Below are 26086 nucleotides of genomic sequence, written 5' to 3' on the forward strand. Positions count from 1 at the left end.
TGAGGGCGGGTCAGAAGACGGGGATCATGATCTCGACGCGGCGGTTGAGCTGGCGCCCGCCGGGATTATCGGACCCATCGGGGTTGGTGTTGGGGGCAGCCGGCTGGGTCTCCCCGTAGCCGACGGGGGTGAGCTGGGTCGTGGCGCCGGCCGTGTGCAGGGCATCGACGACGGCCTGGGCCCGCTGCTCGGAGAGGGTCTGGTTGTAGGCGTCGTCCGCCACGGAGTCGGTATGGCCGGCGACAGTCGCCTTCGGGGCTCCGGCCTGGGTGAGCACCTGGGCCAGGGAGTTGAGCACCTCGCTCGACTCGGGGCGGATCGCATAGGAGTCGACGTCGAACAGGATTCCGGAGTCCAGGGAGATGGCGGTGCCGCAGGACTGCACCGGCTGGACGGCGTCGATCGAGGGGAAGGCCCCGACCTTGCCGACCGGGGGCAGGGGGTCGGCGGCGGTGCTCTGGCCGTTGACCAGCGCCGTGCCGTCGCCGTGATTGATGATGGACAGCGACCCGTCGGTGTAACTGCCCGTGCCGTCGCCGTTGTTGATAATGCTCACGGAGTCGTGCTTATAGGAACCCGCCCCGTTGCCGTTGACCACGATGTTCTCCCCCGTGGCGGAGTTCGTGGATGTGCCCGAGCCGTCCTTCTGGACGCTGACGGACAGGGTCGAATCCACATAGGTGCCCGTGCCGTCGCCATTGGCCACGATCTTCGTGGTCCCGTCCGTGTACGAGCCGGAGCCGTTGCCGTTGTTGACGACGGTGGCCTTGCCGTTCGAGGAGGAGCCGGAGCCATCGCCGTTGTTGACGACGGAGCTGTCGCCATCGGAGGAGGCGACGCCGCCGTCGCCGGTCAGAACGGTGCTGGTGGACCCCAGGTAGATGCTCCCGCTCTGATCGCAGCGGGCCGGGGAGACGGTGACGCCGGGAACGGAATCGACGTGGGCGGTCTGGTCGGGGGTCAAGGCGTTGTGATCGGCGGTGAGCAGGCCCAGGTCGGGCAGGGTGAACAGGGGGACGGGCGGCGCCTGCCCCATGGCGTATCCGGGCGCCGTCGGCCCCGCCGAGGCGGAGGCGCTCGGATTCGTCGAAGCCGTTGACGTCGGCGAACTCGCTGAACTCGCAGGAGCGGTGCTCGCCGTCTGGGAGGGCCGGGCGTCGGCGGCGGGAGCGGTGTCGGTCGAGGAGGGCGCCGCATCCGGAGTCGAGGGGTTGCAGGCGCTCAAGGCGAGGCAGGCGGCACTGATAGCGCTGACAGCACTGACGGCACTGACGGTTCTGAGCATGGCTGCGCAAACCACGGGGCCGCGTGGGCGACGCGCGCCGGAGACGGTGACGAGTGAGCGGGTGAAGTGGTTCATGCATATGACCTTACGAACAGGATGTCGCAGTGGGGTCATTGCGCTGTCGCGGTCCTGCGACAGGCGGCGGGCCGTGCGCAGGCCGTGCGCGAGGCATGCGTGGGTCGCACGGAGACCGTCCGGGCCGTCCGCGACCGGGCAGATGGCCGGCCGTACGCAGACCGTGCGCAGACAGTCCGCGGACCGTCCACGGACAGAGCATTCGCCCGTGATATTTTCTCCGCATGACGTTATTCTTGAGAGTTCGTCTCGGGCGTTTCATCGCCGTTCTGACGGTTCTCAGCCTGCCCGTGGCTCTGGCGGCCTGCCAGAGCCCCGTGAGCGCAACGGGCACGACGAACGCGAGGAACGCAGAGAATTCTGAGAACGCAGCGAACTCTGGGAACGCGTCGGGTGCGGCCGGCGCGGATACGCAGACGTCGGCCGACGGATCTTCCGGAACGGCCCAGGGCGCGGCCTCGTCGGACGGCGTCCCCGAGGGGCTGACCTCCTTCTACGACCAGGACCTCACCTGGAGCGACTGCGCGGACGGCGGGGCTGGCTACCAGTGCGCCAGCGCGACCGTCCCGCTCAACTACGACGACCCCTCGGGCGACACCCTCTCCATCGCTCTCAAGCGTCTGCCGGCCTCCGACGGCACGGCCGAGCTCGGCTCCCTGTTCCTCAACCCCGGCGGCCCGGGCGCCAGCGGCACCAGCATGATCACGACCGCCGCCCCCCTGTACACCCCCGAGATGCTCGCCTCCTATGATCTCATCGGCTTCGATCCGCGCGGCGTCGGCGGCTCGACTCATCTGACCTGCTGGTCCCCCGACGACCTCGAGCAGATGATCGACGCGAATAATGCGACGACCCCTGGTGAGAAGACCGGCGAGGAGGACGATCAGGAGCAGGGGGCCGACGGCGCGGCCTCGGATGACCCCGAGGAGACTGAGGAGCCTGAAGAGGCGGCCTCGCCCTCCCCGACGGGCGAGGCCGCCGCGCCCCCGAAGATCGACGACATCTTCTGGACGTCGACGGTCTCCAGGGGCTCCGCCGATGCCACCGCGTGCCGGACGCACTCCGAGGTCCCCGGTCTCATCGATCACATGGGCAAGTCCGATACGGCGCGCGACCTCGATGTCCTGCGCTCCGCGGTCGGCGACAAGCAGCTCAACTACCTCGGCTACTCCTACGGCACCGCGATCGGCGCCGCCTATGCCGAGCTCTTCCCGAGCAGCGTCGGGCGCGTGGCCCTGGACAGCGCGCAGGACCCGACGCTGACCCGCTCGGAGACCGCCGACGCCCAGTTCGCCTACCGGGAGAGCCGGTTGCGCGCGTATCTCGGCAGCTGCCTGGATCAGGGCGACTGCCCGGTCACCGGCACTGTGGATGAGGCCGTCTCCCAACTCACCGCCTTCTTCAAGAGCCTGGACGGCAAACCGCTCACCGTCACCCAGGACGGCCGGACCAGTCAGATGGACTCCTCGACCGCCTTCACCCATGCGCAGAACCTGTGGTTGACCCGGCCGGAGTACTGGCCCGCGCTGACCAGGGCGCTGTCCGCGGCGATGACCCGGCACGACGGCACCGAACTCGCGCGCGTGGGCGCCCTCGTCCCAGGAACGGGCCAGATCACGAAGCCGACGACGCAGGAGCAGGCGCTGTTCACCATGGTCTACACCGCGGCGATCTGCGCGGACTCGCCCGATGTCGACAACCAGGACGCCTGGAACGCGGAGGCGTCGAAGGCGTACACGGACTACCCGCTCATGAGCGCCATGGGCTCCCTGCCCGCCGGGACCGATGCCTACTGCCACGGCTGGGGCGTCACCTCGAGCTCCGCGCCGGCCGAGGTCCACGCCTCCGGCTCGGCGCCCATCCTCGTCGTCGGCGTCACCGAGGACTCCCAGACGCCCTACGCATGGTCCCAGTCATTGGCCACACAGCTCGACGCCGGGCACCTGCTCACGGTCGAGGGCTACCGGCACGGAGCCTCCATGTCCAACACGTGCGCCATTTCGCGCGTCAGCGACTACCTGGTCAACGGCGCCCTGCCCGACGAGGGCGATGCGGGGAACGTCACGTGCCCCATCGATCCGCTGCCCGCCGACGCCGCCGAGGCGCTCTCGCAGTAGCACCCCTCACCCGCCGGGGTCCGCCGGCCACGTCCGCCTTCTCGAAGCCGACGCCGGCTAGCGCCCTCTCACCCGCCGGGGTCCGCCGGCACCAGCGGGCCCCGGGGCCCGGGCCGGCCGCTCGGACATGCGGCACCCGGGCGAAGCGGGACGTGAACGCACCTTTCCACCATGAACGTACTTTTCTCCCGCCTTTCTGAGCTCTACCCCCAGAAAGGCGGGAGAAAAGTACGTTCACGCGACGAAGGTCCGTTACAGCGCAGGATGCATCAGGGCGGATGCCGGCGGGCCGGAGGGCACAGACCGCACGGACTCATCAGGAGGCGGGGATGAAGACCTCCACGCGCCGGTTGAGCTGACGCCCCGCCGGGTTGTCCGAGCCGTCCGAGTTCTCGTTGGGGGCGACCGGCTGCGACTCCCCGTATCCGGTGGCGTCGAGGGAGGCCGTCGCACCATCGGCCACCAGGGCGTCCACCACCGCCTGGGCCCGCTGCTCGGACAGCGTCTGGTTGAAGGAGTCATCCGAGACCGAATCGGTGTGCCCGTACACGTGCCCACTCGAGGCGCCCGCCCGGTTCATCACGTCCGCCAGATTCTTCAGCGTCTGGGCGGCGTCGGAGCGCACCTGCGAGGACCCGAAGTCGAACAGCACCCCGTCCTGAAGAGTCATAACCGTCCCGCAGGACTCCACGGGCTTGGCGGCATCGATCGGTGGGAAGGAGCCGACATTCTCGACCGCGGGCAGCTTCTCGGCATTGACGGTCCTGCTCCCGCTCGCCGAGGTGATCAGGGCCGATCCGGTGCCGTCGTTGATGATGTTCAGTCCGGTGGCGGTGTCGGTGTAGGTGCCCGCACCATTGCCGTCATTAACGATGGAGACAGTGCCCGCGGTGTAGGTGCCCGAGCCGTCCCCGGTGATGGTGATCGACTCACCGGTCTGGGAATTGGTGTAGGAGCCACCGCCGGTGCCGTCGACCGTGACGCTCAGGTGCGCATCGGTATAGCTGCCCGCACCGTTGCCGCTATTGATAATGCTCACTCCGGTGGCGGTGTCGGTGTAGGTGCCCGCACCATTGCCATCATTAACGATGGACACACTGCCCTGGGTGACCATCCCAGCCCCGTTGCCGTCATTGACCACCGAGGAGTCCCCGTCGCTCGTCACGACTCCACCATCGCCGGTGACGACCGTGGACGTGGACCCGGAAGCGAGTACACCCGGCTCATCACAGCGGGCGGGAGAGACGGTGATACCGGGGACCGAGGTGAGCGAGCTCGTCACATCCGGGGTGAAGGCACCGGTCGAGGCACTCAGCAGCGACAGGTTCGGCAGGGCGAACAGCGGTACGGGCGGGATCTCGCCCACTGCATAGCCGGGGACGGCGAACGTGCTGTCGGCGGTGGCGGAGGCGCTCGCCGAAGGAGTGGAGCCCGACGACGGCGCGGCCGCGGCGGGAGTAGGCGCAGCGCCATCCTGGGAGGCGCCGCTGGAGCCACCGGAGTTGATCGCGCACCCGCTCGTCGCCAGGGGCAGAGCGACCGCGGTTGCCAGAAGAAGGGATGAGGTTCGGGGGAATCGGGTTCGTTGCATACTCGTAACCTACTAAACATCCGCTTTTTAACATGACTCTAGAATTGCCCTAGCCTGTCGCAATCATGCGACACGACGATGAAGCGCGGAGCGCGGTCGTCAGCTCAGGGCGTTCTTGCCGGGCCCGCCACCGGCAGCACGACCCACACGCGCGTGCCCACGCCCTCGCGCGAGGTCATGCCCACGCTCCCGCCGTGACGCTCAGCGATCGTGCGCACCAGGGGAAGCCCCAGCCCTGAGCCGGGCAGAGCGCGGGCGTTGCCCGCACGCCCCAGTTCACGGAAGACGAGTCCCATCTCCTGACCGGGCACCCCTATGCCCGTATCGGCGACCTCGATCGTCACGGTGCCGCCCTCTTCCCGGCCGCGCACTTCGACCGCCCCGCCGGCCGGGGTGTACTTGGCGGCGTTGGACACGACGTTGTAGACGGCCGAGTAGAGGAGGTCGCCGTCGCCGCGCACATGGGGCAGGGGCCAGGGGACCGACGGCAGATCGAGGCGGATGCGCACCGCGGTCCCGCGCCCGGCGGCCTCCTCGACGACGGCGTTGACGGCGTCCTGCACCGTCTCCGCCAGATCGACGTCCTCCAGAGCCAGAGGCGCCGCCTCGAGCTCCGCGAGCTTGCGCAAGTCGGTCAGCAAACGGCCCATCCGCCGGGACTGCGCATCGACGACCTCGAGGTTGACCGCAATGGCGGGGGACGCACCCTGGGAGGCATCGGCGACTGCAGCGCGCACAGCCGTCAAGGGATTCTTGAGCTCATGGTCGAGGCGCCGCAGGAATTGGCGGTGCTGCATGCGCGCCTCCTCCTGAACCTGAAGGCGCAGCTGCCGGAGCGCGGCATCCTGACGGCGTCGACTGATGCTGACCACCAGGCCCATCAGGAGTACGGCGGCCAAGGTCTCGCCGATGAGCAGGGCGGGCGAGACCATGATGTTCAGACGCAACTCGCCCATCAGCAGGTAGGCCGCAACGGTGAGCACCGCCGCGATGACGACAGCGACGCCCCATCCCGCGACCATGCCGGCCAGTCCGGACGAGCCAGACGGGCCGGACGAGCCAGACGAGCCAGACGGGCCGGACGAGCCGCGACGGTCCGGCCGGGGCCCGTCCGGCGTCGGCCATCGTCCGTAGGACCGGGTCACGTGCGGGCCCCGATCGATGCCGATACAAACCTCGTCATCCTCGTCATCCTCGCCACGGTGGCCATGGCGGCCACGGCCACATCGTAAGACCGGATCACGTATGGACCTCGGCGCGGAAACGGTAGCCCACCGAGGGGACGGTTTCGATGTAGAAGGGGGCGGAGGCGTCGTCGCCCAGGACCTGACGGATCTCCCGCACGCGGTGATCGACGGCTCGCGTCGAGGAGGCGAAGTCGATGCCCCACAAGGCCGAGAGGAGGGCATCCCGGGTGTGGAGTTCACCCGGATGGCTCATGAGGTAGTCCAGGAGTGTGACCGCCTTCGGAGTCAGGGAGAGCTCGCGGCCGCGGAGCTCGACACGGCGCGCGGGTCGATACAGGACGAGGTCGCCGGACACGAGGCGGGTCGCGGCGGTCAGCGGCTGCCTGGTTCCCCGACTGCGACGCAGGACCGCGCGGATGCGGGAGGCGAGCTCGGCGGGGTCAAAGGGCTTGGACAGATAGTCGTCGGCGCCGTCATCGAGAGCGGAGACCCGCTCGTAGGAGGCATCGACCTGAGTGAGCAGAATGATGGGCGTCCAAGCCCCGCCCGCTCGCACCCGCCGCACTAGCTCCCGCCCGTCCATACGCGGCATGAGGACATCGGATACCACGATATCGACCTCGTAGGCGGCCAGAAGATCCAGTGCCTCCACACCGTCCGAGGCCAGCATGACCTGGTACCCGCCGCGCTCAAGGTAGGGACCGAGAGAGCGGCGGATCGGAGCCTCGTCGTCGACGAGCAGGACCGTGGCGGGCGGGGGAGCCGATGCGGCGGACTGAGTCACGAACGCCTCACTGAGAGATCTTTCCGGTCGTGCTGCCGGCGCCCTGGTCCTGGATGTCGGGGTCGTCCCCGAGCCAGTGGACGGTAACGCCGGCGCCCTGGATCTGGAGGTGGTTGATGTCTCGAGCGTAAACGGTGACATTGGCGCCCTGAACGATGAGGGTGTCGACGTCATCGGCGGCAACGATGGCGTTGGCTCCCTGGACCGTCAGGGTGTCGAGGTCGCCCACCAGGTTGAGAGTCGCACCCTCATCCTGGACCGCGTAGCTGCCGGCGACCTCCCTGCGCTCGCCCTTGTCGAGGATGTTCTTCCACGCCGAATCGGTGATCGCGGCGTCCTCCGCATCGTCGCCCGCATCGGTGCTGTCATCCTTGTCGTCACCCTTGTCGGTCTTGTCAGTGCCGTCGCCATCGTGGCCGGCGGAGCTGTCGGGAGACGCGGCGCCGCCGGCACTGGCCGAGGCGGTGGAGCCCGCGTCCGCCTTCTCGGTCTGGGAGGCCGAGGATGAGGCGGAATCGCCGGAGCCGGAGCCGTTGACGGACATCGAGCAGGCGCCCAGCGACAGAGCCAGGGCCAGAGCAGCGGTACCGGCGAGAGCGGTCTTGGGGAGGTGCATGGCGGTTCCTCTCGGGAATCGGTTGGGGAGTTTGTACGGAGATCACACTACCCGCCCGCTGTCTTGGGGTTGTCGCCGGGCTGTCGCAGGACTGCGACCCCGGACGCGATTAATCTCACGGAATCACTAATCCGCCACCCCTCCGCCGAGATCGGTCGTACTCCGCGCCGAGATCGGTCGTACTCCGCATCGAAATCGGTCGCAACCCGTGCCGAGATCGGTCCACTTCCGCATCGAGATCGGTCCACTTCCGCATCGAGTTCGGTCACTAACACCAGCTGCAAAAACTTTGAACGGTACCCAAGCAATAGAGACGCACATCGGAAATAGCAGCCCTAACAACAGCTCAACTATTCCGCTCAGTCATGGCGGCGGCCCGCCCGAAGCCGTTCAGACCCGGTTCCGACGACGACTCACCTCCCCGCCGAGGATCGGCCCCGTCGAGCCCAGCACCCTCATCATCGACGCCGCGATTCGCATGGATGCCTTCCTCCAAAACCGAAGCCGGTCGTCCCCTCATTGATGAGATGCTTGATGTCGAGGCCGTGGATGAACTAGCAGGCCCAGTAGATCTCGGCGTCAACGATAATTCCTTGCACGCACGTACATTTCTGCCATTCTTCTGGCAGCAATCCCAGAAGGATGGCAGAAAGAAGCACCCGATTCAATCAGCCTCACAAGGCGAGAGATAGAGCGCTGCGGATTTCAGCGATTCATTCTTCGTTGCGTTTATCATGCACCCGTTTACCGACACGCGTGGAAATCACCAGATGCTCACGCTCGAGGGAACGCACGAAGGAAGAGATCGTCGATTGCGCAAGCTGCGCCTTTTCAGTGATCTGACTGACCCATATTCCAACCTCATCCGAAAAAGCACGTCGACTGATCGATATATCCGACATGTAGCCAAGGCTGACGATGCTGATCCGCCCCTGACTCAACAACCAGTACGAGTCCTGCTACCCGCGAGCGTCCTCACTCGTAGCCCGGGCAGACGCAGGCGGCAGAATGCGCAGCCTCGCCATCTCCGCCATCTCATCAACCGCCCTCATCAAGGCGAGCACCCGAGTACTCCAAGCAATTGCGGCAATGTGAATGAGCGCGCAAGGGCCGAACCGATCTCGACGCGGAACTGAACCGATCTCGACGCGGGTTGCGACCGATCTCGACGCGGGTTGCGACCGATCTCGGCGAGGGAGGGAGGGGAAAGCACCTCGGGTCAGGTGGGCACGTGCCCGTTCAGGACTCCTCGGCCGGGGGCGTCGTCTTCTTGCGAGTGGCCGTCTTCTGGGCGGTCTTGGTCGACGTCTTCCGGGCGGTCGTTGTCTTCTTGGCCGCCTTCTTGGTCGTCGTCTTCTTCGCCGCGGTCTTGCGGGTGGTGCGCTTCTTGGCGGGCCCCTTGGCGCGCTTCTCGGCGAGCAGCTCATAAGCGCGCTCGGGGGTGACGGTGGCCGGGTCGTCCCCGCGCCGCAGGGTCACGTTGGTCTGGCCGTCGGTGAAGTACGGCCCGAAGCGGCCGTCCTTGATGACGACGGGCCGCCCGGACTCCGGATCCTCCCCGAGCTCGCGCAGCGGACCGCGCGCGGCCGCCTGACCGCGACGCCGCTTGGGCTGCGCGAAGAGCTCCAGGGCCTGCTCGAGGGTCACCGTGAAGATCTGCTCCTCGGTCTCCAGAGACCGCGAATCCGTCCCCTTCTTCAGATACGGGCCATAACGGCCGTTCTGAGCGGTGATGTCGACGCCCTCGGCGTCCTGGCCGACGATGCGCGGCAGACTCAGCAGATCGAGGGCCTGCTCAAGGGTGACCGTGGCCAGAGTCATCGTCTTCAGCAGGCTTGCCGTACGGGGTTTGGGCTTGGCGGCCTTCTTGGCCCGGGTCGTCCTCGTGGTCTTGCCGGTCTTCCCGGCCTTCTCCCCCGACGCGGCACTCTCCGTGGAGGCGGCCTCCTCGGACGGCTCGGGAAGCACTTCGGTGACGTAGGGCCCATAGCGGCCGTCCTTGGCGATGATCGTGTGCCCGGTGGCCGGATCGACGCCGAGCTCGCGGCCGTCGTCGGCGGCGCGCTCGAACAGCTCACGGGCCTTGGCCACGGTGAGCTCATCGGGGGCGACGTCGGCGGGCACGTTGGCCCGCTTGCCCTCGTCATCCTCCAGGTAGGGCCCGTAACGCCCCACCCTCAGAGTGATGCCCTCGCCGATCTCGATGGAGTTGACGGCCCGGGCGTCGATCTCGCCCAGGTTCTCCACCAGGGCCTTGAGACCCTGCTCGACGTCCGCCTGTACGGCATCGGCGGGCCCGACGTCGGCGCCCCCGACCGCGAGCGCCTGCGAGCCCTGCCCGAAGTAGAAGCGGGTGAGCCAGTCGATCCGATCCTCCTGTCCGGCGGCGATGCGGTCGAGGTCGGCCTCCATGGAAGCGGTGAAGTCGTAGTCGACCAGCTCGGTGAAGTTCTCCTCCAGCAGGCGGGTGACCGCGAAGGCGAGCCAGGTGGGCACGAGGGCCTGGCCGCGGTGCTCCACATATCCGCGGTCCGAGATCGTGGACATGGTGGCCGCATAGGTCGAGGGACGGCCGATCTCGCGCTCCTCCAGGGCCTTGACCAGGGAGGCCTCGGTGTAGCGCGGCGGCGGGGTGGTCTCGTGGCCGGAGGCCTCGGCGGACAGGGCGGAAAGATCATCGCCGGCGCTCATCGCCGGCAGGCGCACGTCCTTGTCGCTCTTGGCGCCGGCCTTGCCGCCGGCCCCGGTAGACCCGGTGGACCCAGTGGACCCGGCGGACTCGGACTCGTAGCGCTCGGCGTCGCGCCCCTCCTCGTAGGCGGCGAGGAATCCGCGGAACGTGATGACGGTGCCGGAGGCGGTGAAGCCGGCCGTCGAGAAGGTCAGGCCCGCATCCCGCGAGACCCCGCCGGCGGGCTTCAGGGGGACCTCGACTCTCACGGTGGCGGTCGAGCCGACGGCGTCGGCCATCTGCGAGGCGACGGTGCGCTTCCAGATGAGCTCATAGAGGCGGAACTGAGCGCCGGCGAGCTGATCCGAGACCTGAGCCGGAGTGCGGAAGTGGTCCCCGGCGGGGCGAATGGCCTCGTGGGCCTCCTGCGCGCCCTTGGACTTCGCGGCGTAGATGCGCGGCTTGGCGGGCACGTACTCGGCCCCGTACAGCTCGGCGACCTGCGCGCGCGCCGCTGCCACCGCCTGGCCGGACAGCACGGTGGAGTCGGTTCGCATATAGGTGATGAAACCGTTCTCGTACAGCCCCTGCGCCACCCGCATGGTTTCGCGCGGATTCATGCGCAGCTTGCGCGACGCCTCCTGCTGGAGGGTGGAGGTGGTGAAGGGGGCGGCCGGACGGCGCTTGTAGGGCTTCTCCTCGACCTCCGCCACGCGCGGACGGCCACGGCCGACGGCGTCGGCCACCGCCTTGGCCCCGCCCTCGTGCAGATGAACGGTGCCGGCCTTGACCGCGGCCGGGCGGAGCCCGCCGGCATCGGTGAAGTCGCGCCCCGTGGCCACGCGGCGCCCGTCCAGGGTCGCCAGGCGGGCGGTGAAGGCGTTCGCGCGGCGGGCATCCGCATCCTCGGAGATCGACGACGCACCTGCCCCCGGCAAGGCGGCGAACTCAGCCTCGACGCCCCAGTATCCTGCCGAGACGAAGGCCATGCGCTCGCGCTCGCGCTCGACGACCAGCCGCGTGGCCACCGACTGCACCCGGCCGGCGGACAGACCCGCGCGGACCTTGCGCCACAGCACGGGGCTGACCTCATAGCCGACCAGGCGGTCCAGGATGCGGCGGGTCTCCTGAGCGTCCACCAGATGAATGTCCAGATCCCGGGTGCTGGCCAGCGCCCGGGTGACGGCCTCCTTCGTGATCTCCGTGAACGTCATCCGCCGCACGGGCACTTTGGGCTTGAGAACCTGGAGGAGGTGCCAGGCGATGGCCTCGCCCTCGCGGTCGTCATCTGTTGCCAGGTAGAGCTCTTCAGCGCCCTTGAGGGCCTTGCGGAGTTGGGTGACCGTCTTCTTCTTATCGGGATTGACGACGTAATAGGGCTTGAAGCCGTCTTCGACGTCGACCGCGAACTTCCCGTAGGGGCCCTTCTTCTCCGCGGGCGGCAGCTCGGAGGGCTGAGCCAGATCACGGATATGGCCGACGGAGGCCTCGACGTCGAACTCCGCGCCAAGGTACGCGGCAATAGAGCGGACCTTGTTGGGGGACTCGACGATGACAAGCTTGGTGGACACGGCTGCCTTCCTCGCGTTTCTTCCGACGACACCGCACCACACGGGGGCCGCTCGGAGATGCCGGAGGCCGCCGGGAGGCCTCCTGCGGGCGACTGTAACGCATCGTCGGGGACATCACCCGGGTTCGTCTTCTGACGGCTGAGCCGCCGTCGCGGGTGGGCTCGAGCCCACCCGCGACGGCGTTCGACGAGTCCGCCGACCGGGCCCGGCGGCTCATCGGTCAGGCGCTCGTCATTCGCTCCTCAGCTGCTCGTCAACCGCTCGTCAGCCGATTTCAGCCAGAGCCGAGCGGAGCACCTGGATGCGCTGATGGATGACGTTCTCGTCGAAGGGCAGGTGCAGGCCGCGACACTCGGCGGCGAGCGCCGCCAAGCCGCGCACCTCGGGCGTCCCGCGCTCGGCGAGGGCCGCCGCCTGAGCGACATTGACAGAGGCTCCCATGCCGCCATGACGGTCCACCCAGCGGCTCAGACGGCGCACCATGCGGTCCAGACTCGGGGTGATCGCGCCCAACTCGGCGTCGAGGGCGGTCACACCCTCCTCCACCTCGACGCACAACGGTCCGAGACGGGAGAAACCATCCTCAAGAGCCTCGCACAGATCGCGGATCGACCCCGCCGGGTCCTCCTCGCTGCCGTCCAGGACGGAGCGGGCGAAGCGCCCGACCATGAGCGTGAGCAGACGCATGAGCGCCACCGAGAAGCGCAGCTCGAGCACCGATTGGCGCAGGGCATCCATACGATCGGGCAGAGCGCGCAGCGCGGGCGTGGCGGTTGCGGACAGCTCGATGATCTGCGAGGCCAGCGCATCCGTCCTGTCCATGACATTGAGGGTGCGCCCGCCCACGACCCGGCCGAAGGACTCGGCACGATCGGCCACGTCGAGAAGCGTGCCCTTGGTGTCCGCCAGAGAGGTCAGCAGCCTCAGGTACTCCTCGAGCTCGAAGACGAGCAGGTTGGTGTCCTTCTCGATATGGCCGACGACCGTCAGGATCTGGGTCACGGGACCGGAGACCGGCGGTGGGGGCGGTACGCGCACGCCCGTGGAGACCAGGGTGGAGACCTCGCGGGGCAGCTGCGCCAGCGTCATCGCATGGAGGGAGGTGATGCCGATGGCGCCGAGCTCGCGCGTCAGGTCGTCCGCACCGTAGTCGCCGATCTGGCGCCGCGAGGCGCCGCGCGCGGCCACCTCGCGCTCCTTGGCGCGCACGGAGCGGTAGACCTGCTCCGTGGCCTGCTGAGTAGCGGCGTCGAGCGGCTTGGTGCGCACCGAGAGATATCCGCCGCTGATCGGCACGATCGTGGCGAAAACACGATAGTCGAGGCCGTCCGCCGCGCGATTGACCACGTAGGCGCACACCGGCAGACCGGCCTGAAGATCGTTCCACATGAGCCTGAAGACGCCCGCGGGCATATCCAGGTGCCTGATGATGTTGTGGGGCGATTTGATGAGCCGATCGCGGCTGTAGCGCGACAGGCTGTCGAAAGTGCGGTTGGTCCGCAGAATGACGCCCTTGTCATCGGTTGTCGAGAAGAAGATGTCGTCCGGTTCGAAGAACCGCTCATACCCGACCTGAGACTCCACGTCTGTCCTCTCTTGAATACTCGTTGCTCGTCATCGCACGCGCCGGCGTACGAAGGCGGCCTCTCATACCAACCCAGCAATCGCGCTAGAAATCGACTTGCTAGCATCAGCCATAGCAGCAGCATTATATGAGAGGTCCAGGCCTCGGCAACGAGCGGCGAGCACCGCCAGCGAGGACATCTCCGGGAAACCCTTATTCGACAGTCCTTCCGCCTCACCCAGGAGCGCCAGAACATCGCCCTCAACACCCTCGCGCAGAGAGGCGTGCTCACTCTGGAGCGCTCGCAACCAGCGATCGAAAGGACGCCTCGTGCGGTCGAGGTCGGATACGACGAGGCGCATGGAGCTGTCGAGCGCATCGCGCCGGGAGCCGACCTCTTCGCAGGCGGCGCCGACGGCTTCCAGATCGGCATCGAGGGCGCGATGCAGATCGGCCATCGCAGCCGGAACGTCCTCCTCCGTGCCATCGACAACCGCGGCGGCGTACGAGCCGAGCACCAGCGTGTGCAACCGCATGAGAGAGGCGCGGAAGCTCAGTGCCTGCACGGCCCGGTACAGCTCGACGACCGTCACGGTCAGCCCCGTGAGCTGCTCGACGGCGTGACTGGTGCGCTCCGCCACGCGCTGAGCGACGCCGGGCACCGAGGATTCCGGGTCCTGGCTGTCGAACATGGCGACGAGCTCGCCGATGCGGCGCGCCTGGTCGATGATCGCGGGAGCCTCCTGCATCCAGGCGCCCAAGCCGTCGAGAAGCGAGCGGTAGCCGCTCATCTGCCCCACAAGCGTGTCGCTGTCGCGCTCGATGCTCTTAGCGCAGTCGAGGATCGTGGCGGCGGCCCCATCCATCTCCTCTCGACGCGGAACACGCACGCGCTTCTTGATCAGCAGCACGGCCTCGGTGGGCAGAGACGCCGTGCTGAAGGCCGACAGGGAGGAGAATCCCAGAGAGTCGAGCTCGGCCAGCAGGGCCTCAGCCCCCTTCTCGGCCACCTCGCGGCGCGAAGCGCCCTGCTCGGCCGCCTCGCGCTCAAGGGCGCGCACGCGTCCGTAGACCTCGCGAACCGCGGCGAACGTGCTCTCATCGAAGGGCTTGGTGCGCACCGAGACGTAGCCCTCCTCGATGGCGGTCACCGTCGCGAAGACCCAGTAGTCGCGGCCGTCCCCGGCACGATTGAGCACATAGGTGCACACGGGCTTCCCGGCCTCGAGGTCATCCCACATGAGCTTGAAGACGCCGGCCGGCATGTCATCATGACGAATGATGTTGTGCGGAGCGCCGACCATCTCTTCGCGCGGGTGGCGCGCGAGAGTCATAAAGGTCTGGTTTGCATTGCGGATGACGCCTTTGAGATCAGTGGTCGAGAAGAAGACGTCCTCGGCGTCGAAGAGGCGCTCATTGCCCTGGATGGTTTCCACGCAGTGTCCCGGTACGGTAGAAGTGAAATCTATGCATCTGTAAGCCTGCCTCAGGCACAGCTCCGGCGCACACTCTTCAATGGTTACAAAGATGTAACGCGGCCTCTAAATGCCCCATAAGCGGTTAATATCACACCGCACACACAACCCTTCTTCGCCATTAAAGGGACGCCCGTCACACAGTTCTGGCACAGGAAACTCTTGTTGGATAGCCGTATGACCAGCGCGACCGGCATGACCTCCTCCTCTGAGACCCTCACCCGCCCCGACGGCTCGCCCGTGCGAGTCCTCGTCGTCGACGACGAGCAGATGCTGGCGGACCTGCTGGCCTCGGCGCTGCGCTACGAGGGCTGGGAGGTGACCACCGCGGGAACCGGCGTCGCCGCCGTGCGCGCCGCCCAGGAGATCGAGCCCGACGTCATCGTCCTGGACATCATGCTGCCCGATTTCGACGGCCTGGAGGTCATGCGCCGCATTCACGGCCGCCAGTCGAACGTGCCCATCCTGTTCCTGACCGCCAAGGACGCGGTGGAGGACCGCGTCGCCGGACTGACCGCGGGCGGCGACGACTATGTCACCAAGCCCTTCTCCCTGGAGGAGGTCGTCGCCCGGCTGCGCGCCCTGCTGCGCCGCTCCGGTGCGAGCGCCGAGCAGCAGGACGAGCTGCTCGAGGTCGGGGATCTGCGCATGAACGAGGACTCTCACGAGGTCTGGCGCGGCGAGGAGGAGATCAATCTGACGGCCACCGAATTCGAGCTGCTGCGCTTCCTCATGCGCAACCCTCGACGGGTCCTGTCCAAGCCGCAGATCCTGGACCGGGTGTGGAACTACGACTTCGGCGGGCAGGCGAATATCGTCGAGCTCTACATCTCCTATCTGCGCCGCAAGATCGACAGGGGCCGCGAGCCGATGATTCACACCATGCGCGGCGTCGGTTACGTGCTCAAGCCGGCCGATTCAGGCAAGTCGCAGAGCTGAGCGCACCCGGGACCGGATCGTGAAAGCCCGACCGCCGCTGCCGCCCCTCCGTCCGCGCAGCCTGCGCACCCGGCTCGTCGTCGGCGTTCTCGGCCTGATGCTCGTCATGGCCGCCGCGACAGGGGCCTTCTCCACACTCACGCTGCGACACACGCTCATGAACCGGCTCGACGAGCAGCTCACCGCGGCCTCCCACCGCGCCGAGATGCGCCGCCACGAGGCGGAGCACGACGAACCCGAGCTCGAGGATAAGAAGGACGAAAAGGACGCGGAAGGCGCAAAAGCCGAGAAGGACGAGGATCCGGACTCACCAGAGGCGGATTCCACCTCGTCCGCTTCTTCCACTTCTTCAACCTCTTCAGCCTCGGATTCGACTCAACCCCCTCACGCATGCGAGACCCCAGGCCCCGATAAGGCGCATGACAAGCCCATCCCCGCGGGCCTGGATGCGGCCGGACAGTCCGCCGGCACCCTGACGCTCATAGCCTCCGGCGCGCACGACGATGATCAGGACCCGGCCTCCCCAGCATCCGCATCCTCGACCGTGACGGCCGGCTATATCGACGAAGACGGCCATTACCAGGGCCTGAGCCAGGCCGAACGGCAGGCGTTGCTGTCCCTGGAGACTACCGGGAGGCCGGTTACCGCCAACATCGACTCCCTGGGCAACTACCGGGTTCTCGTGACCAAAGACGCCGACACCGGTGACACCGTCGTCACGGGCCTGTCGCTGAAACTCGACAACGCACTCGTGCGCACCCAGCTCCTCTTCGAGGGAGCCATAGGAGCCACCGGCATTCTCATCGTGGCGATAGCGGGGAGCGTTCTGGTGCGCTCCTCCCTGGCACCGCTGGAGCGAGTGGCCTGCACCGCCGAGCGAGTCGCCTCCCAGCCCCTGGCGCAAGGAGAGGTCAGCATCGACGAGCGCGTGCCCGATCAGGATCTGAGCTCCTCCCTGGAAGTGGGACAGGTCGGCTCGGCGCTCAATACGCTGCTCGGGCACGTCGATGAGGCTCTGGCGGCGCGCCAGCGCAGCGAGACCCAGGTGCGCCAGTTCGTGGCCGACGCCTCCCACGAGCTGCGCACCCCGCTGGCCTCGATCCGCGGTTACACCGAGCTCATCGCCCGCGAAGGCGGTGACGCCGCCCTGCCGGAGGAGGCCGTGCACGCCCTGGACCGGGTGCACTCCGAGTCTGTGCGGATGACCCAGCTCGTCGAGGACCTGCTGCTCCTGGCGCGCCTCGACGCCGGGCGCGAGCTCCAGCACGACGAGGTCGACCTGGTCGGCATCCTGCTGGACACCGTCTCCGACGCCCGCGCCGCGGGGCCCGACCACGTATGGGACCTCAATCTCACCGCCCTCGACGCCCCCGCGGACCTCAGCCAGGATGAACTCGAGGACTTCGAGCCCGAGCCGCCGCTGGTCCTGGGAGACGAGGCGCGCCTGCGCCAGGTGCTGGTCAACCTTCTGGCCAATGCCCGCGTCCACACGCCCGCCGGATCGCATGTGTCCGTGACCCTGACGCGCTCCCCGGCCGCGAGCATCGAAGGCACCGATACGCCCCGGCGGCTGCCGGACGGCTCCGGCGCCGTCGAGTCGCACGAAGCCCGCTCATCCGCCCAACCCGGTGGCGCCGACTCCCAGCCCGCACGGGGGGCCGAGGAGCTCGTCATCACGATCGCGGACGACGGCCCGGGCATCGCACCGGAGATGCGAGACAGGATGTTCGAGCGCTTCGCGCGCGGAGACGCCTCCCGAGAGCGGCGCACCGGATCCACGGGCCTGGGCATGAGCATCGCGCTGGCGATCGTCCAGTCCCACGGCGGCACGCTCACCGTGGACTCCCGTCAGGCGCCTGAGGGCTCCCCCGAGGACACGCCGCACGGCACGACCTTCACGGTGAGACTGCCCGCCGCCGTGGGAGTGGAATGAGGCTCACCCGGCGGTTTCCCCGATCTGAGCGACGGCGCAGTTGACTGCAGCCAGGATGGCGAAGGCCCACCCCCCACTTCGCCGACCACTGACGACCCACGAGAACGGCCACGGTCCCGAACAGAACGAACTCGACCACGATCCTCGCCATCGCTGGAAGACGATGGGCCGACATCGGCGCGACGAAGTAGGCCCACACGCCCATCACGACCAGTGGGAGGGCAATGCCGATGAGCAGATTCAGCGGGGGCCTGTACCCCTTGAAACCAATGACGACCAGCAGGGCGCAGCTGCCCATCTCCAGCAGAAATCTGATGGCGGCGTTGGCGGTGAACACAATGGTGAACGAACCTGTCACACTCCGCCTCTATACATTCTTCCCCGCCGTATCCGCAATTCAGTGACATCAGTGGCTCGACGGCTCAGCGACGGGGGGCCTCGCCGAGCCGGACACCGGCGGGACCGCACCCGCAGCCGGAGCGGACCGATCTCGAGGCGGAGTACGACCGATCTCGAGCCGGATGTGGACCGATCTCGAGGCGGAGTGCGACCGATTTCGATGAGGGGCGGGGCGTCAGGGCAGGCGCTCGTGCCGCTCCGCTCCCCAGTCGGTCAGGCTCACGAGAGCCGCCATGGCCAGGCAGCCGACCCCCACAACGGCGGCGGCCCCGGTGGCGTAGGAGGCGAAGAGCACGCGGCGGGCGACGAGCTCATCGGCCCTCGTCCACACCCAGATGCCCAGGACCGTCGCCACCAGCATGCTGCCCGCACCGAGCAGCGCGAGCAGGGCGTTCCCGATCCTCTGGGTCCGCAGGCTCAGAATCGCCGGGCCCGTCGTCGGTGCTCGACGCAGGGCACGATCCGCCTCCTCAGCCGAGGCGGTCGACTCCCCGCCTGCGCCGTCAGGGCTTTCGGGGTCCTCGGAGTCCTCAACCTCATCGGCGTCCGAATGGTCCTCATCGCGCTCGGATCCGTCTTCCTCCGCGATCGGCGGAGCGACGCCGTAGGAGGCGGAGTCCCAGGCGCCTCCGGCCACGGCCAGAGCGCCCCAGGCCACCGGCACGAGAAGGGCGGCGATCACGTCGGAGGGCCGGTGCCATTGGCACGCGAGCGTGGAGTACCCCATCGCAATGGCGAACAGCGCCCCCGCCCAGGCGGACAGCGCCCGCCACCTCCTGCCGGAGAGCAGGATGAGGGCCACGGCGGCCGAGGTCGCCATGGTCGTATGGCCCGAGGGAAAAGTATTGGCGTTGTCCATGCGCGCGGTGATGTCGTAGTCCGGCCTCCACAGGATCCAGTACTTCAGGGCCTGGGTGGACAGATTCGCCCCCACCACCGCCACGACCGCCCAGACCGCCCGGCGGTGACTTCTCCGCAGCAGGCCGATCAGCAGGATGATGGCCACCAGCGCCCCCGCAGCCGGCATGGAGACCACCGAGAGCAGGGTGCGGGCGTGACCGGCGACGTAGTGGGCGCCGATCTTCGACCCCTCCAGCGCGGCCGCCTCCACCACCTGGCCCCTGCGGGAGAGCACGAACACGAACCACAGGCAGAAGATCACCCCCAGGCAGACCACTGCGAGCACTGCCCCGCGCAGACGCATGCGTGTGGCGGAGCCATGAGCGCGGGAGCCGAAAGAAGTCACCGGCAGATCGTAGAAGCCGATCCTGAATGTGTCGGCGCAGCACCTCACTCATGGGGTACGACGTGTACCACACCGGTTTCCCAATCGAGCCGCCGGTCAGATCCTCGCCGCCCGCGGTCACTGGCGTTGGCGGGCTCGGTCCATGGGGCGAGCACCGGGCGGAATACTGTAAGAACACTGAGAAATGTCGGATAGAAACCGGGGAGACGGCGGAAACTGTTAGGAAAATGTTAGGAAGCCATCGCCCGCGAGCGAGCGCGTGGCCGCCACGAGCTCGGCCTCGGCGTGCAGCGCTTCGGCATCCGCTCCCGCCTCTCCTGTCAGCCCTGTCAGTCCTGTCAGTCCTGTTAGTGCAGCCACCGCGGCCGCGATCTGAGCCACGCTCAGCTCGCCGTCGGCGACGTCCACCAGCGCCGCGAGCGCGGTGTCGGCCCGCACCACCCGCCCCAGACCCCCGCCCTGGCGGATGAGGATGACGGTCGGATCGCTCGCCCCGGGGCGCAGATGGCGCTCCTGGGTGACGTCGGGGGCGACGACGGGGTGAAGCGCGGCCACATCGTCGTCGCTCATCCCCGCCAGGCGACTGCGCACCGCGAGAACCTGCGCCACATGCCCTCCGAGCGGTCCGGGCGGGACGGTGCTCACCTCCTCCAGGACCCGCCAGGGACGGCGCCGGCGATCATCGAGAGCGGGGCAGTGCAGAACCAGATAGCCCATGCCGACCGCCTCGACGCCGCGGGCGGCGAAATCGTCGATCCAGGCGCCGAGTCGGGCGTTGAAGGCGATCTCATCGCGCTCGGGGGCGGCGCCGCCGTCGCGCAGCCACATGGCGGCGTACTCCACAGGGTCCTGCCGTTCACGCTGGATCACCCAGGCGTCGAGGTCGTCTGGCAGCCAGGCCCGCACGTGCTCGCGCCAGTCCTGGCCGCGGTGGTGCTCCCAGTTGCCGAGCATGACGGCGATGCCGCCGGGACTCAGGTGCTCGCCGACGGCGGGCACGAGGGCGGGGAGCACCGGGGCGCCGGCGTCGCGGTACTCCATGAGGGGCAGGCCGGCCTCGCGCACGGCGGGCGGAGTGAGGACGAAAGGCGGGTTGGTGGCGATCAGGTCGAAGGCGCGGCCGCTCAGCGGTTCGAGGAGGGAGCCGCGGATCAACTCGAGGCGGTCGGGCTCGGTACCCGCCAGAGCGGCGTTGAAGGCGGTGAAGGCCAGGGCACGCGCGGAGATGTCGGTGGCGGTGACGCGCTCGGCATGGCGCAGGAGGTAGAGGGTCTGGATGCCGCAGCCGCAGCCCAGATCCACGGCGGTGGCCACGGGCGCGCGCGGAGTGAGGGAGGCCAGGGTCAGGCCCGCCCCACCGATGCCCAGGACGTGGTCGGGGGCGAGTTCGCGTCCGGTGGTGAGCTCGCCGAGGTCGGAGGCGACCCACCAGCGCGCCTCGCCGGCGTCGTCGGTCGTCTCGTGGGGGCGCAGGTCCACTGCCGCACGGACGACGCGCACGGCGGCCGGGGGCTCGGAGTCGAAGGCCAAGGCGGCTGGCGAGGCGGCTGGCGCTGCCGGTACGCCGACACCAGCACCTGCGGGCTCGCTTCCAGCGGACGGGGCGGCCGACGCACCGGCCGCCGGCCCTGGCACGGGGCCCGACCGCGGGAGCCTGCTCTCGGTGTTGCCGGGCTCATCGCACCCATCATGCCCGACGGGGAGGACGAGGCCCATCGCAAGCGCGCCTGCTGTGCGGGTGCTGGGAAGAGCCGCATCGAGCTCACTGGCCGCAACGGGCTCACCGAGCATGAACAGGGCGGTGAGCACGGCGACCGGCGACGGGGCGGTGCCGGCGTCCCGACTCTCGGCCAGGGCCGCACGAACGGCCCGCAGAGCAGGCAGGCGGATCTCGCGATGCAGGGCGGCCGCAGCCGCATCGCCCAGAAGGTCGGCCACGGTCTCGACGCCCCAACCACTGGAGACAAGATCCTCGCGCAGAGCACGCACCTGCTCAGCAGTGGCGGTGGGCGGCGGAGGCGAGGACGAGGAACGCGACGCGGAAGGTGCAGAGGGCGCAGGCGACGCGGAAGGTGCAGAGGGCGCAGAGGGCGGGCTCATGAGACGACCGTAGCGGTGCGGCGCGCCTCCCCGGCGCACCCCCGCACGCCTCCCCGCACGAGATCGACTTTTTCGAACGAGATCGACGGTGTCACCGTCTGTTTCGTTCGAGAATGTCTATCTCGACGAATGCGAATGAATACGAATGCCACCGACGTCAGCCCGCCAAGCGAGCAGCGAGTTCGCCGTACTGAGCGAGCTTGACCTCGACGTCGTCGATGTAGCTGATGAGCATGAGCTCGTCCGTGCCGTGATTCTCCGCGAAGGCGCGCAGGGTCTCGGCGACCTCGTCGTAGGTGCCGATGACGATCGCGGTGTCACGCTCGAGGTGGGCCTCGACCTCCGCCCGACGCCCGGGGCTGAGCGCATCAGGCGCGCGGAAGCCCACTGCACGCCCCTGGCGCAGCGCCAGCCGGAAGTCGGCGGCCGCCAGCGCCTGCTCGCGGGCCTCATCGCGAGTGGGCGCCGCCGAGATACACATGGCCGACAGCGTCCGGTCGCTCGACGCTCCCTGCGGGAGATGGGCGCGATAGTGGTTCATGACGTCGATCTGCTGGCGCCCGGTGAAGAACTGGGCGTAGGCGTAGCCCAGGTCGTGGGCACCGGCCCAGGCGGCGGACTGCCCCGAGGAGCCCAGCAGCCAGAGCTCGGGCAGGACCTCCGGGGCGGGGTGGACGCCGAGGGCCGCGTAACGATGACCGGCCGGAAGCTCATCGCGCAGCAAAGCGACGGTCTCGTCGATGAGCGCGTCGATCGCCTCGGGGGCGATGAAGCGCCCCTGGTTCAGGGCGCGTGCGGCGAGCATGTCGCCGCCGGGCGCACGGCCCAGCCCCAGATCCACGCGCCCGGGGAAAAGGGTCGCCAGGGTGGCGAAGCGCTCGGCGATCTGCAGCGACCCGTAGTGCATAGCCATGATGCCGCCGGAGCCCACGCGGATGCGGTCGGTCGCGTCCAGCATGTGCATCATGAGCAGGTCGGGCGCGCTGGAGACGAAGGCGCTGGTGTTGTGGTGCTCGGCGATCCAGAAGCGGTGGTAGCCGCTGTCCTCCAGGCCGCGGGCCAGGCGGACCGTGTCCTCAATGACCCGGCGGGGTGTGCGCCCCGCGAAGAGAGGGATCTGCTCGAGGGCGCTCAGTCGCATGCGGGTCTCCTTCAGAGTGGTCAGTTGTCAGAGTTCGTGCTCGTCGGCCGGCCAGGACTTGTCTGCAAGGTCATTGAGACGCGGGGACGCTCCGGTCCAGCGCCCCGGGTCGGATCGCTCGGGCGGAGCCCGCCGAGCGGCATTCGGGGCAACACGCGGACGACGACGCTCATTCCGGATCCATTCCCCGCTCATTCCGAGTCTCCGCCCGCCCTCCGCGTCTGCGTGTGCCCATCCCGCCTCTCCATGCACCCTCCATGCGCCCTCCGCCCGGCAGGTGCACCAGAACAACAGCACCATAAGTTGTTCTTTATTTCTCACTACGAACAAGTTGTTTGAACTTATCGAATCTTGGCCCTACCTTGGTGCCCATAGCGCAGACCGCCAGTCAGCCCCGCGCCGCAAGGCGTCGCGCAACAGATATCGACCGTTTCATCAACCGCTTACCGGCCGCTCCGCACGGGCCCGATCCGATCGGGTCCCAGCAGGCCCGGCCAACCGCTCTCAGGAGGCACCCATGCCCGTTCTCACCATCGGCGATCAGTTCCCCGACTACGAGCTCACCGCCGTCGTCCCCGGCAACCTCAAGGACGTCGCCGCGGACAAGCCCGAGGACTACTTCACCGCCGTCTCCTCCTCCGTCCCCGAGGGCACCTGGCGCGTCGTGTTCTTCTGGCCCAAGGACTTCACCTTCGTGTGCCCCACCGAGATCGCCTCCTTCGGCGACCTGTACGACGAGTTCAAGGACCGCGACTGCGAGGTCATCGGCGTCTCGGTGGACAACGAGTACACGCACTACGCCTGGCGCCGCAGCCACGACAAGCTCCAGGACCTCCCCTTCCCCATGGCCAGCGACCTCAAGCGCGAGCTGGTGGGCGCCCTGGGCGTCCTGAACGCCGACGGGGTGGCCGACCGCGCCACCTTCATCGTCGACCCCCACAACGTCATCCAGTCGGTGTCCATCACCTCCGGCTCCGTGGGTCGCAACACCGAAGAGGTCCTGCGCCAGCTCGACGCCCTCCAGTCCGACGAGCTGTGCGCCTGCAACTGGAAGGCCGGCGCCGCCACCATCGACGCCCTGTCCGAGATGAAGGGCTGAGTCAGCCATCGAAATCAGCCGCCGAATCAGCCACCCGGGCGGGTACCGAGCCAGGCACTGACCGCGCAGCTCGGGAACCGCCTCAGCACAGCGTCAACCATCTGCTACCTCACGAAGGACCACCCATGACCATCGCCACCCTGCGCTCAGCCCTGCCGGACTGGGCCAAGGACCTGTCCCTCAACCTGTCCACCCTGACCCGCGCCACGACGCTGACCGAGCAGCAGCAGTGGGGCACCTTCCTGGCCGCAGCAGCCGCCACCCGCAACGAGTCCGTGCTCGTGCAGGTCGCCGAGGAGGCCCGCGAGCACCTGAGCGAGGAGGCCCGTTCCGCCGCGCTCGGCGCCGCATCCATCATGGCGATGAACAACGTCGCCTACCGCACTCGCCATTTCCTCGGCGGCGACTACGACAACGAGCGCATGGGCCTGCGCATGAACATCATCGGCTCGGCCGGCGGAGTCGAGAAGGTCGACTTCGAGCTGTGGAGTCTGGCGGTGTCCACCATCAACGGCTGCGAGAAGTGCATCAACGCCCACGAGGCCACGGTGCGCGGTGAGGGCCTGAGCACCGAGCAGATCTGGGAGGCTGTGCGCATCGCCTCGACGTTGGTCGGAGTGGCCCAGGCGATCGGCGTCGTCGAGGCTCTCGACTGATCTCGACTGAAGCCGACCGGCGCCGGTAGAGGCAGAGGCGCGGGCTCTCACACAGGACGGCGGCCGACCGGCTGTTGCAAGACGGCTGGGCGGCCGCCGTCGTGCCCCGCCGTCATGGGACCCACGCCCGGGCGAAATCGGAAGGAGTGGCGCCGCAGCGTTGCCGACAGGTTCTCAGGCCCTCAGTCCGGTTCGTCAGGCGGCCTCATCTGAGGCCTCGGGTTCTGGTCGCCTGGAATCTCGCAGGATCTTGGCGCCGGCGAGCACGATCCAGATGGTCAGCGTGTCATACACGAGTCCTTCGGAATCCCAGAGGCCGAACAGCGACTGCTCATCGAGCGTGATGTTCAACGGGGCGAATCCGATGACGGAGACGGCGGTCAGCGCAATGCTCAGGCGCCGGAAGCACCCCGGGCCGGCAGCGGCCGCGAGCAGCCCCATTGCGGGCCATTGCGGCAGTAACTGGAGATAGACTGGGATCTCTTCAGGCAGTTCCCGGCAGGACAACGCCGCTGAGCAGCCAGGCCGCGGCCCCCGCGCGTCGCCGGAAAAGCCCGATCCGCGTCTCCATGCCGATCACATGCCGGTCGCGCGCCGGTCACGTGGCAGTCGCGCGCCAGTCAGCTGCGGGGATCGACGTCGATGGCGCCCTGGACGTCGTTGAACAGCAGGTTGGAGATCTCGACCTGAACCATCTCCACCTGGGGCACGTCGTGCAGGAGGAGGGGGTCGTCCGCGGAGGTCTGCAGCGCCAGCGTGCCGCAGCCGAAGAAGCGGTCGGTGAAGTCCTTGTCCAGCTGGATGTCGGAGATCCGGGTCAGGGGCAGGTCATGGCCCGCCCGGCTGAAGACGCCGGAGCGGGTGATGATGCGCTTGGTGGTGACCGTGTAGGTGTGCGCGTACCACTGCAGCCACGGCACCACGAGCAGCGGCACGCTCGCGACCAGCACCACGACCCAGATGCCGACCAGGCCCCAGGGACTCCACGAAGCCGGGGCCAGCACCGAGCCGACGATGCCGATCACGACCAGCACCACTTCGAGGATGATTCTCCACAGCAGAGCCTTGATGTGGGTGTGCATGTGCCGCACCACGACCTCGTCGCGGCTGAGCAGCTTCTTCGACAGAGCCATGAGCATATGGTGCCATGATGTGAGGGCTCTTCGCGGCCCCTACCACTCCCGCACCCCTCTGCCCCCCTCCGTCGAGATCGGTCGAGTTCCGCGTCGAAATCGGTCGCTCCCCACCGCGAGATCGGTCATAACCCGTGCCGAGATCGGTCGTACTCCGCGTCGAAATCGGTCCGCTTCCAGCTCGAGATCGGTCACAACCCGGTGCGTGGTGCGATGTCTCGGGGTTGGGGGACGGATAAGTCGAGCCGTACCGCCGTGAGCCGACTCTACTGATGCTCGCATGGGCCGGGGGCGATCATCACCGCAATTACTCAGCATGAAAACCCTTGTCCTGATGCCCGCGTGTACGGGGGGGGTGGCCGTTGCACACTCACGCGCGCCCCGTATCGGTAGAAACCGCGGAATCATGAGGAAAATTAATTCTGGCAGTGGCCACGGTTCCGCTCCCATGTGCACAGACCCCCTCACCGCACATGGGAACCCGACCGCCACACACGACGATCA

General features: G+C 68.1%; 20 protein-coding genes. 5 read left to right on the forward strand and 15 right to left on the reverse strand.

Going from position 1 to position 26086, the window contains the following annotated elements; genetic code table 11:
* Positions 1 to 10 precede the first annotated feature (10 nt).
* On the reverse strand, positions 11 to 1360 hold the full coding sequence (locus W5W_RS0100710) for an OmpA family protein (RefSeq protein WP_017193936.1): 1350 nt from the start codon (positions 1358 to 1360) through the stop codon (positions 11 to 13).
* Between the two features lie 224 nt (positions 1361 to 1584).
* Here W5W_RS0100710 and W5W_RS0100715 point away from each other — a divergent pair, with 224 nt between their 5' ends.
* A complete protein-coding gene (locus W5W_RS0100715; RefSeq protein ID WP_029573978.1) occupies positions 1585 to 3477 on the forward strand; it encodes an alpha/beta hydrolase in 1893 nt (630 codons plus the stop codon).
* Positions 3478 to 3793: 316 nt separating this feature from the next.
* Here W5W_RS0100715 and W5W_RS0100720 read toward each other — a convergent pair whose 3' ends face one another.
* From W5W_RS0100720 to W5W_RS0100765, 8 genes are all read right to left on the reverse strand, one after another.
* Positions 3794 to 5068, reverse strand: a complete 1275-nt coding sequence (locus tag W5W_RS0100720; protein WP_017193938.1) for an OmpA family protein — start codon at positions 5066 to 5068, stop codon at positions 3794 to 3796.
* Between the two features lie 104 nt (positions 5069 to 5172).
* Positions 5173 to 6090 carry a sensor histidine kinase gene (locus tag W5W_RS0100725; RefSeq protein ID WP_017193939.1) on the reverse strand — a complete coding sequence of 306 codons (918 nt, stop codon included), beginning with the start codon at positions 6088 to 6090 and terminating at the stop codon, positions 5173 to 5175.
* 217 nt (positions 6091 to 6307) lie between these two features.
* On the reverse strand, positions 6308 to 7039 hold the full coding sequence (locus W5W_RS0100735) for a response regulator transcription factor (RefSeq protein WP_008731080.1): 732 nt from the start codon (positions 7037 to 7039) through the stop codon (positions 6308 to 6310).
* A 7-nt stretch (positions 7040 to 7046) separates the two neighbouring features.
* Entirely contained in the window at positions 7047 to 7655 is a 609-nt protein-coding gene (locus W5W_RS0100740; RefSeq protein ID WP_008731098.1) for a DUF3060 domain-containing protein, read from the reverse strand.
* Between the two features lie 713 nt (positions 7656 to 8368).
* On the reverse strand, positions 8369 to 8557 hold the full coding sequence (locus W5W_RS15410) for a helix-turn-helix domain-containing protein (RefSeq protein WP_238533206.1): 189 nt from the start codon (positions 8555 to 8557) through the stop codon (positions 8369 to 8371).
* 337 nt (positions 8558 to 8894) lie between these two features.
* Positions 8895 to 11897 (reverse strand): type I DNA topoisomerase, encoded by a 3003-nt coding sequence (topA, locus tag W5W_RS0100755; protein ID WP_017193942.1) that lies wholly within the window; start codon positions 11895 to 11897, stop codon positions 8895 to 8897.
* A 264-nt stretch (positions 11898 to 12161) separates the two neighbouring features.
* Positions 12162 to 13481 carry a diguanylate cyclase gene (locus W5W_RS0100760; RefSeq protein ID WP_017193943.1) on the reverse strand — a complete coding sequence of 440 codons (1320 nt, stop codon included), beginning with the start codon at positions 13479 to 13481 and terminating at the stop codon, positions 12162 to 12164.
* Between the two features lie 63 nt (positions 13482 to 13544).
* The gene (locus tag W5W_RS0100765; RefSeq protein ID WP_017193944.1) at positions 13545 to 14897 is read right to left on the reverse strand and encodes a PAS domain-containing protein; all 1353 of its coding nucleotides are present in this window, start codon (positions 14895 to 14897) and stop codon (positions 13545 to 13547) included.
* 216 nt (positions 14898 to 15113) lie between these two features.
* On the opposite strand from W5W_RS0100765, the gene W5W_RS0100770 reads away from it, so the two are divergent.
* Together W5W_RS0100770 and W5W_RS0100775 are read left to right on the forward strand one after the other, a co-directional pair.
* Entirely contained in the window at positions 15114 to 15875 is a 762-nt protein-coding gene (locus W5W_RS0100770) for a response regulator transcription factor (protein ID WP_017193945.1), read from the forward strand.
* Between the two features lie 19 nt (positions 15876 to 15894).
* Positions 15895 to 17808, forward strand: a complete 1914-nt coding sequence (locus tag W5W_RS0100775) for a sensor histidine kinase (protein ID WP_017193946.1) — start codon at positions 15895 to 15897, stop codon at positions 17806 to 17808.
* On the opposite strand, the gene W5W_RS15170 is transcribed toward W5W_RS0100775, so the two are convergent.
* From W5W_RS15170 to W5W_RS0100795, 4 genes are all read right to left on the reverse strand, one after another.
* The gene (locus tag W5W_RS15170; protein ID WP_017193947.1) at positions 17771 to 18166 is read right to left on the reverse strand and encodes a YrdB family protein; all 396 of its coding nucleotides are present in this window, start codon (positions 18164 to 18166) and stop codon (positions 17771 to 17773) included. The two genes, W5W_RS0100775 and W5W_RS15170, sit on opposite strands and share 38 nt — an antisense overlap.
* Positions 18167 to 18382: 216 nt before the next feature.
* Positions 18383 to 19453, reverse strand: coding sequence for a phosphatase PAP2 family protein (locus tag W5W_RS0100785; RefSeq protein ID WP_034498516.1), 1071 nt, complete (start codon positions 19451 to 19453; stop codon positions 18383 to 18385).
* A 219-nt stretch (positions 19454 to 19672) separates the two neighbouring features.
* On the reverse strand, positions 19673 to 21553 hold the full coding sequence (locus W5W_RS0100790) for a DUF7059 domain-containing protein (protein WP_050980315.1): 1881 nt from the start codon (positions 21551 to 21553) through the stop codon (positions 19673 to 19675).
* 157 nt (positions 21554 to 21710) lie between these two features.
* Positions 21711 to 22694 carry an MsnO8 family LLM class oxidoreductase gene (locus tag W5W_RS0100795; RefSeq protein WP_017193950.1) on the reverse strand — a complete coding sequence of 328 codons (984 nt, stop codon included), beginning with the start codon at positions 22692 to 22694 and terminating at the stop codon, positions 21711 to 21713.
* Positions 22695 to 23211: 517 nt separating this feature from the next.
* Here W5W_RS0100795 and W5W_RS0100800 point away from each other — a divergent pair.
* Together W5W_RS0100800 and ahpD are read left to right on the forward strand one after the other, a co-directional pair.
* On the forward strand, positions 23212 to 23793 hold the full coding sequence (locus tag W5W_RS0100800; protein ID WP_008729512.1) for a peroxiredoxin: 582 nt from the start codon (positions 23212 to 23214) through the stop codon (positions 23791 to 23793).
* Positions 23794 to 23918: 125 nt separating this feature from the next.
* Positions 23919 to 24449 carry an alkylhydroperoxidase, AhpD family gene (ahpD, locus tag W5W_RS0100805; RefSeq protein WP_008729502.1) on the forward strand — a complete coding sequence of 177 codons (531 nt, stop codon included), beginning with the start codon at positions 23919 to 23921 and terminating at the stop codon, positions 24447 to 24449.
* Between the two features lie 195 nt (positions 24450 to 24644).
* Here the strand turns inward: ahpD and W5W_RS0100810 are convergent, their stop codons facing one another.
* Together W5W_RS0100810 and W5W_RS0100815 are read right to left on the reverse strand one after the other, a co-directional pair.
* Positions 24645 to 24890 carry a hypothetical protein gene (locus tag W5W_RS0100810; protein WP_017193951.1) on the reverse strand — a complete coding sequence of 82 codons (246 nt, stop codon included), beginning with the start codon at positions 24888 to 24890 and terminating at the stop codon, positions 24645 to 24647.
* A gap of 179 nt (positions 24891 to 25069) precedes the next feature.
* Positions 25070 to 25582 carry a PH domain-containing protein gene (locus W5W_RS0100815; RefSeq protein ID WP_029573981.1) on the reverse strand — a complete coding sequence of 171 codons (513 nt, stop codon included), beginning with the start codon at positions 25580 to 25582 and terminating at the stop codon, positions 25070 to 25072.
* Between the last annotated feature and the right edge of the window lie 504 nt (positions 25583 to 26086).

This window comes from Actinomyces massiliensis 4401292, from assembly GCF_000269805.1.
Classification (GTDB): Bacteria; Actinomycetota; Actinomycetes; order Actinomycetales; family Actinomycetaceae; genus Actinomyces; species Actinomyces massiliensis.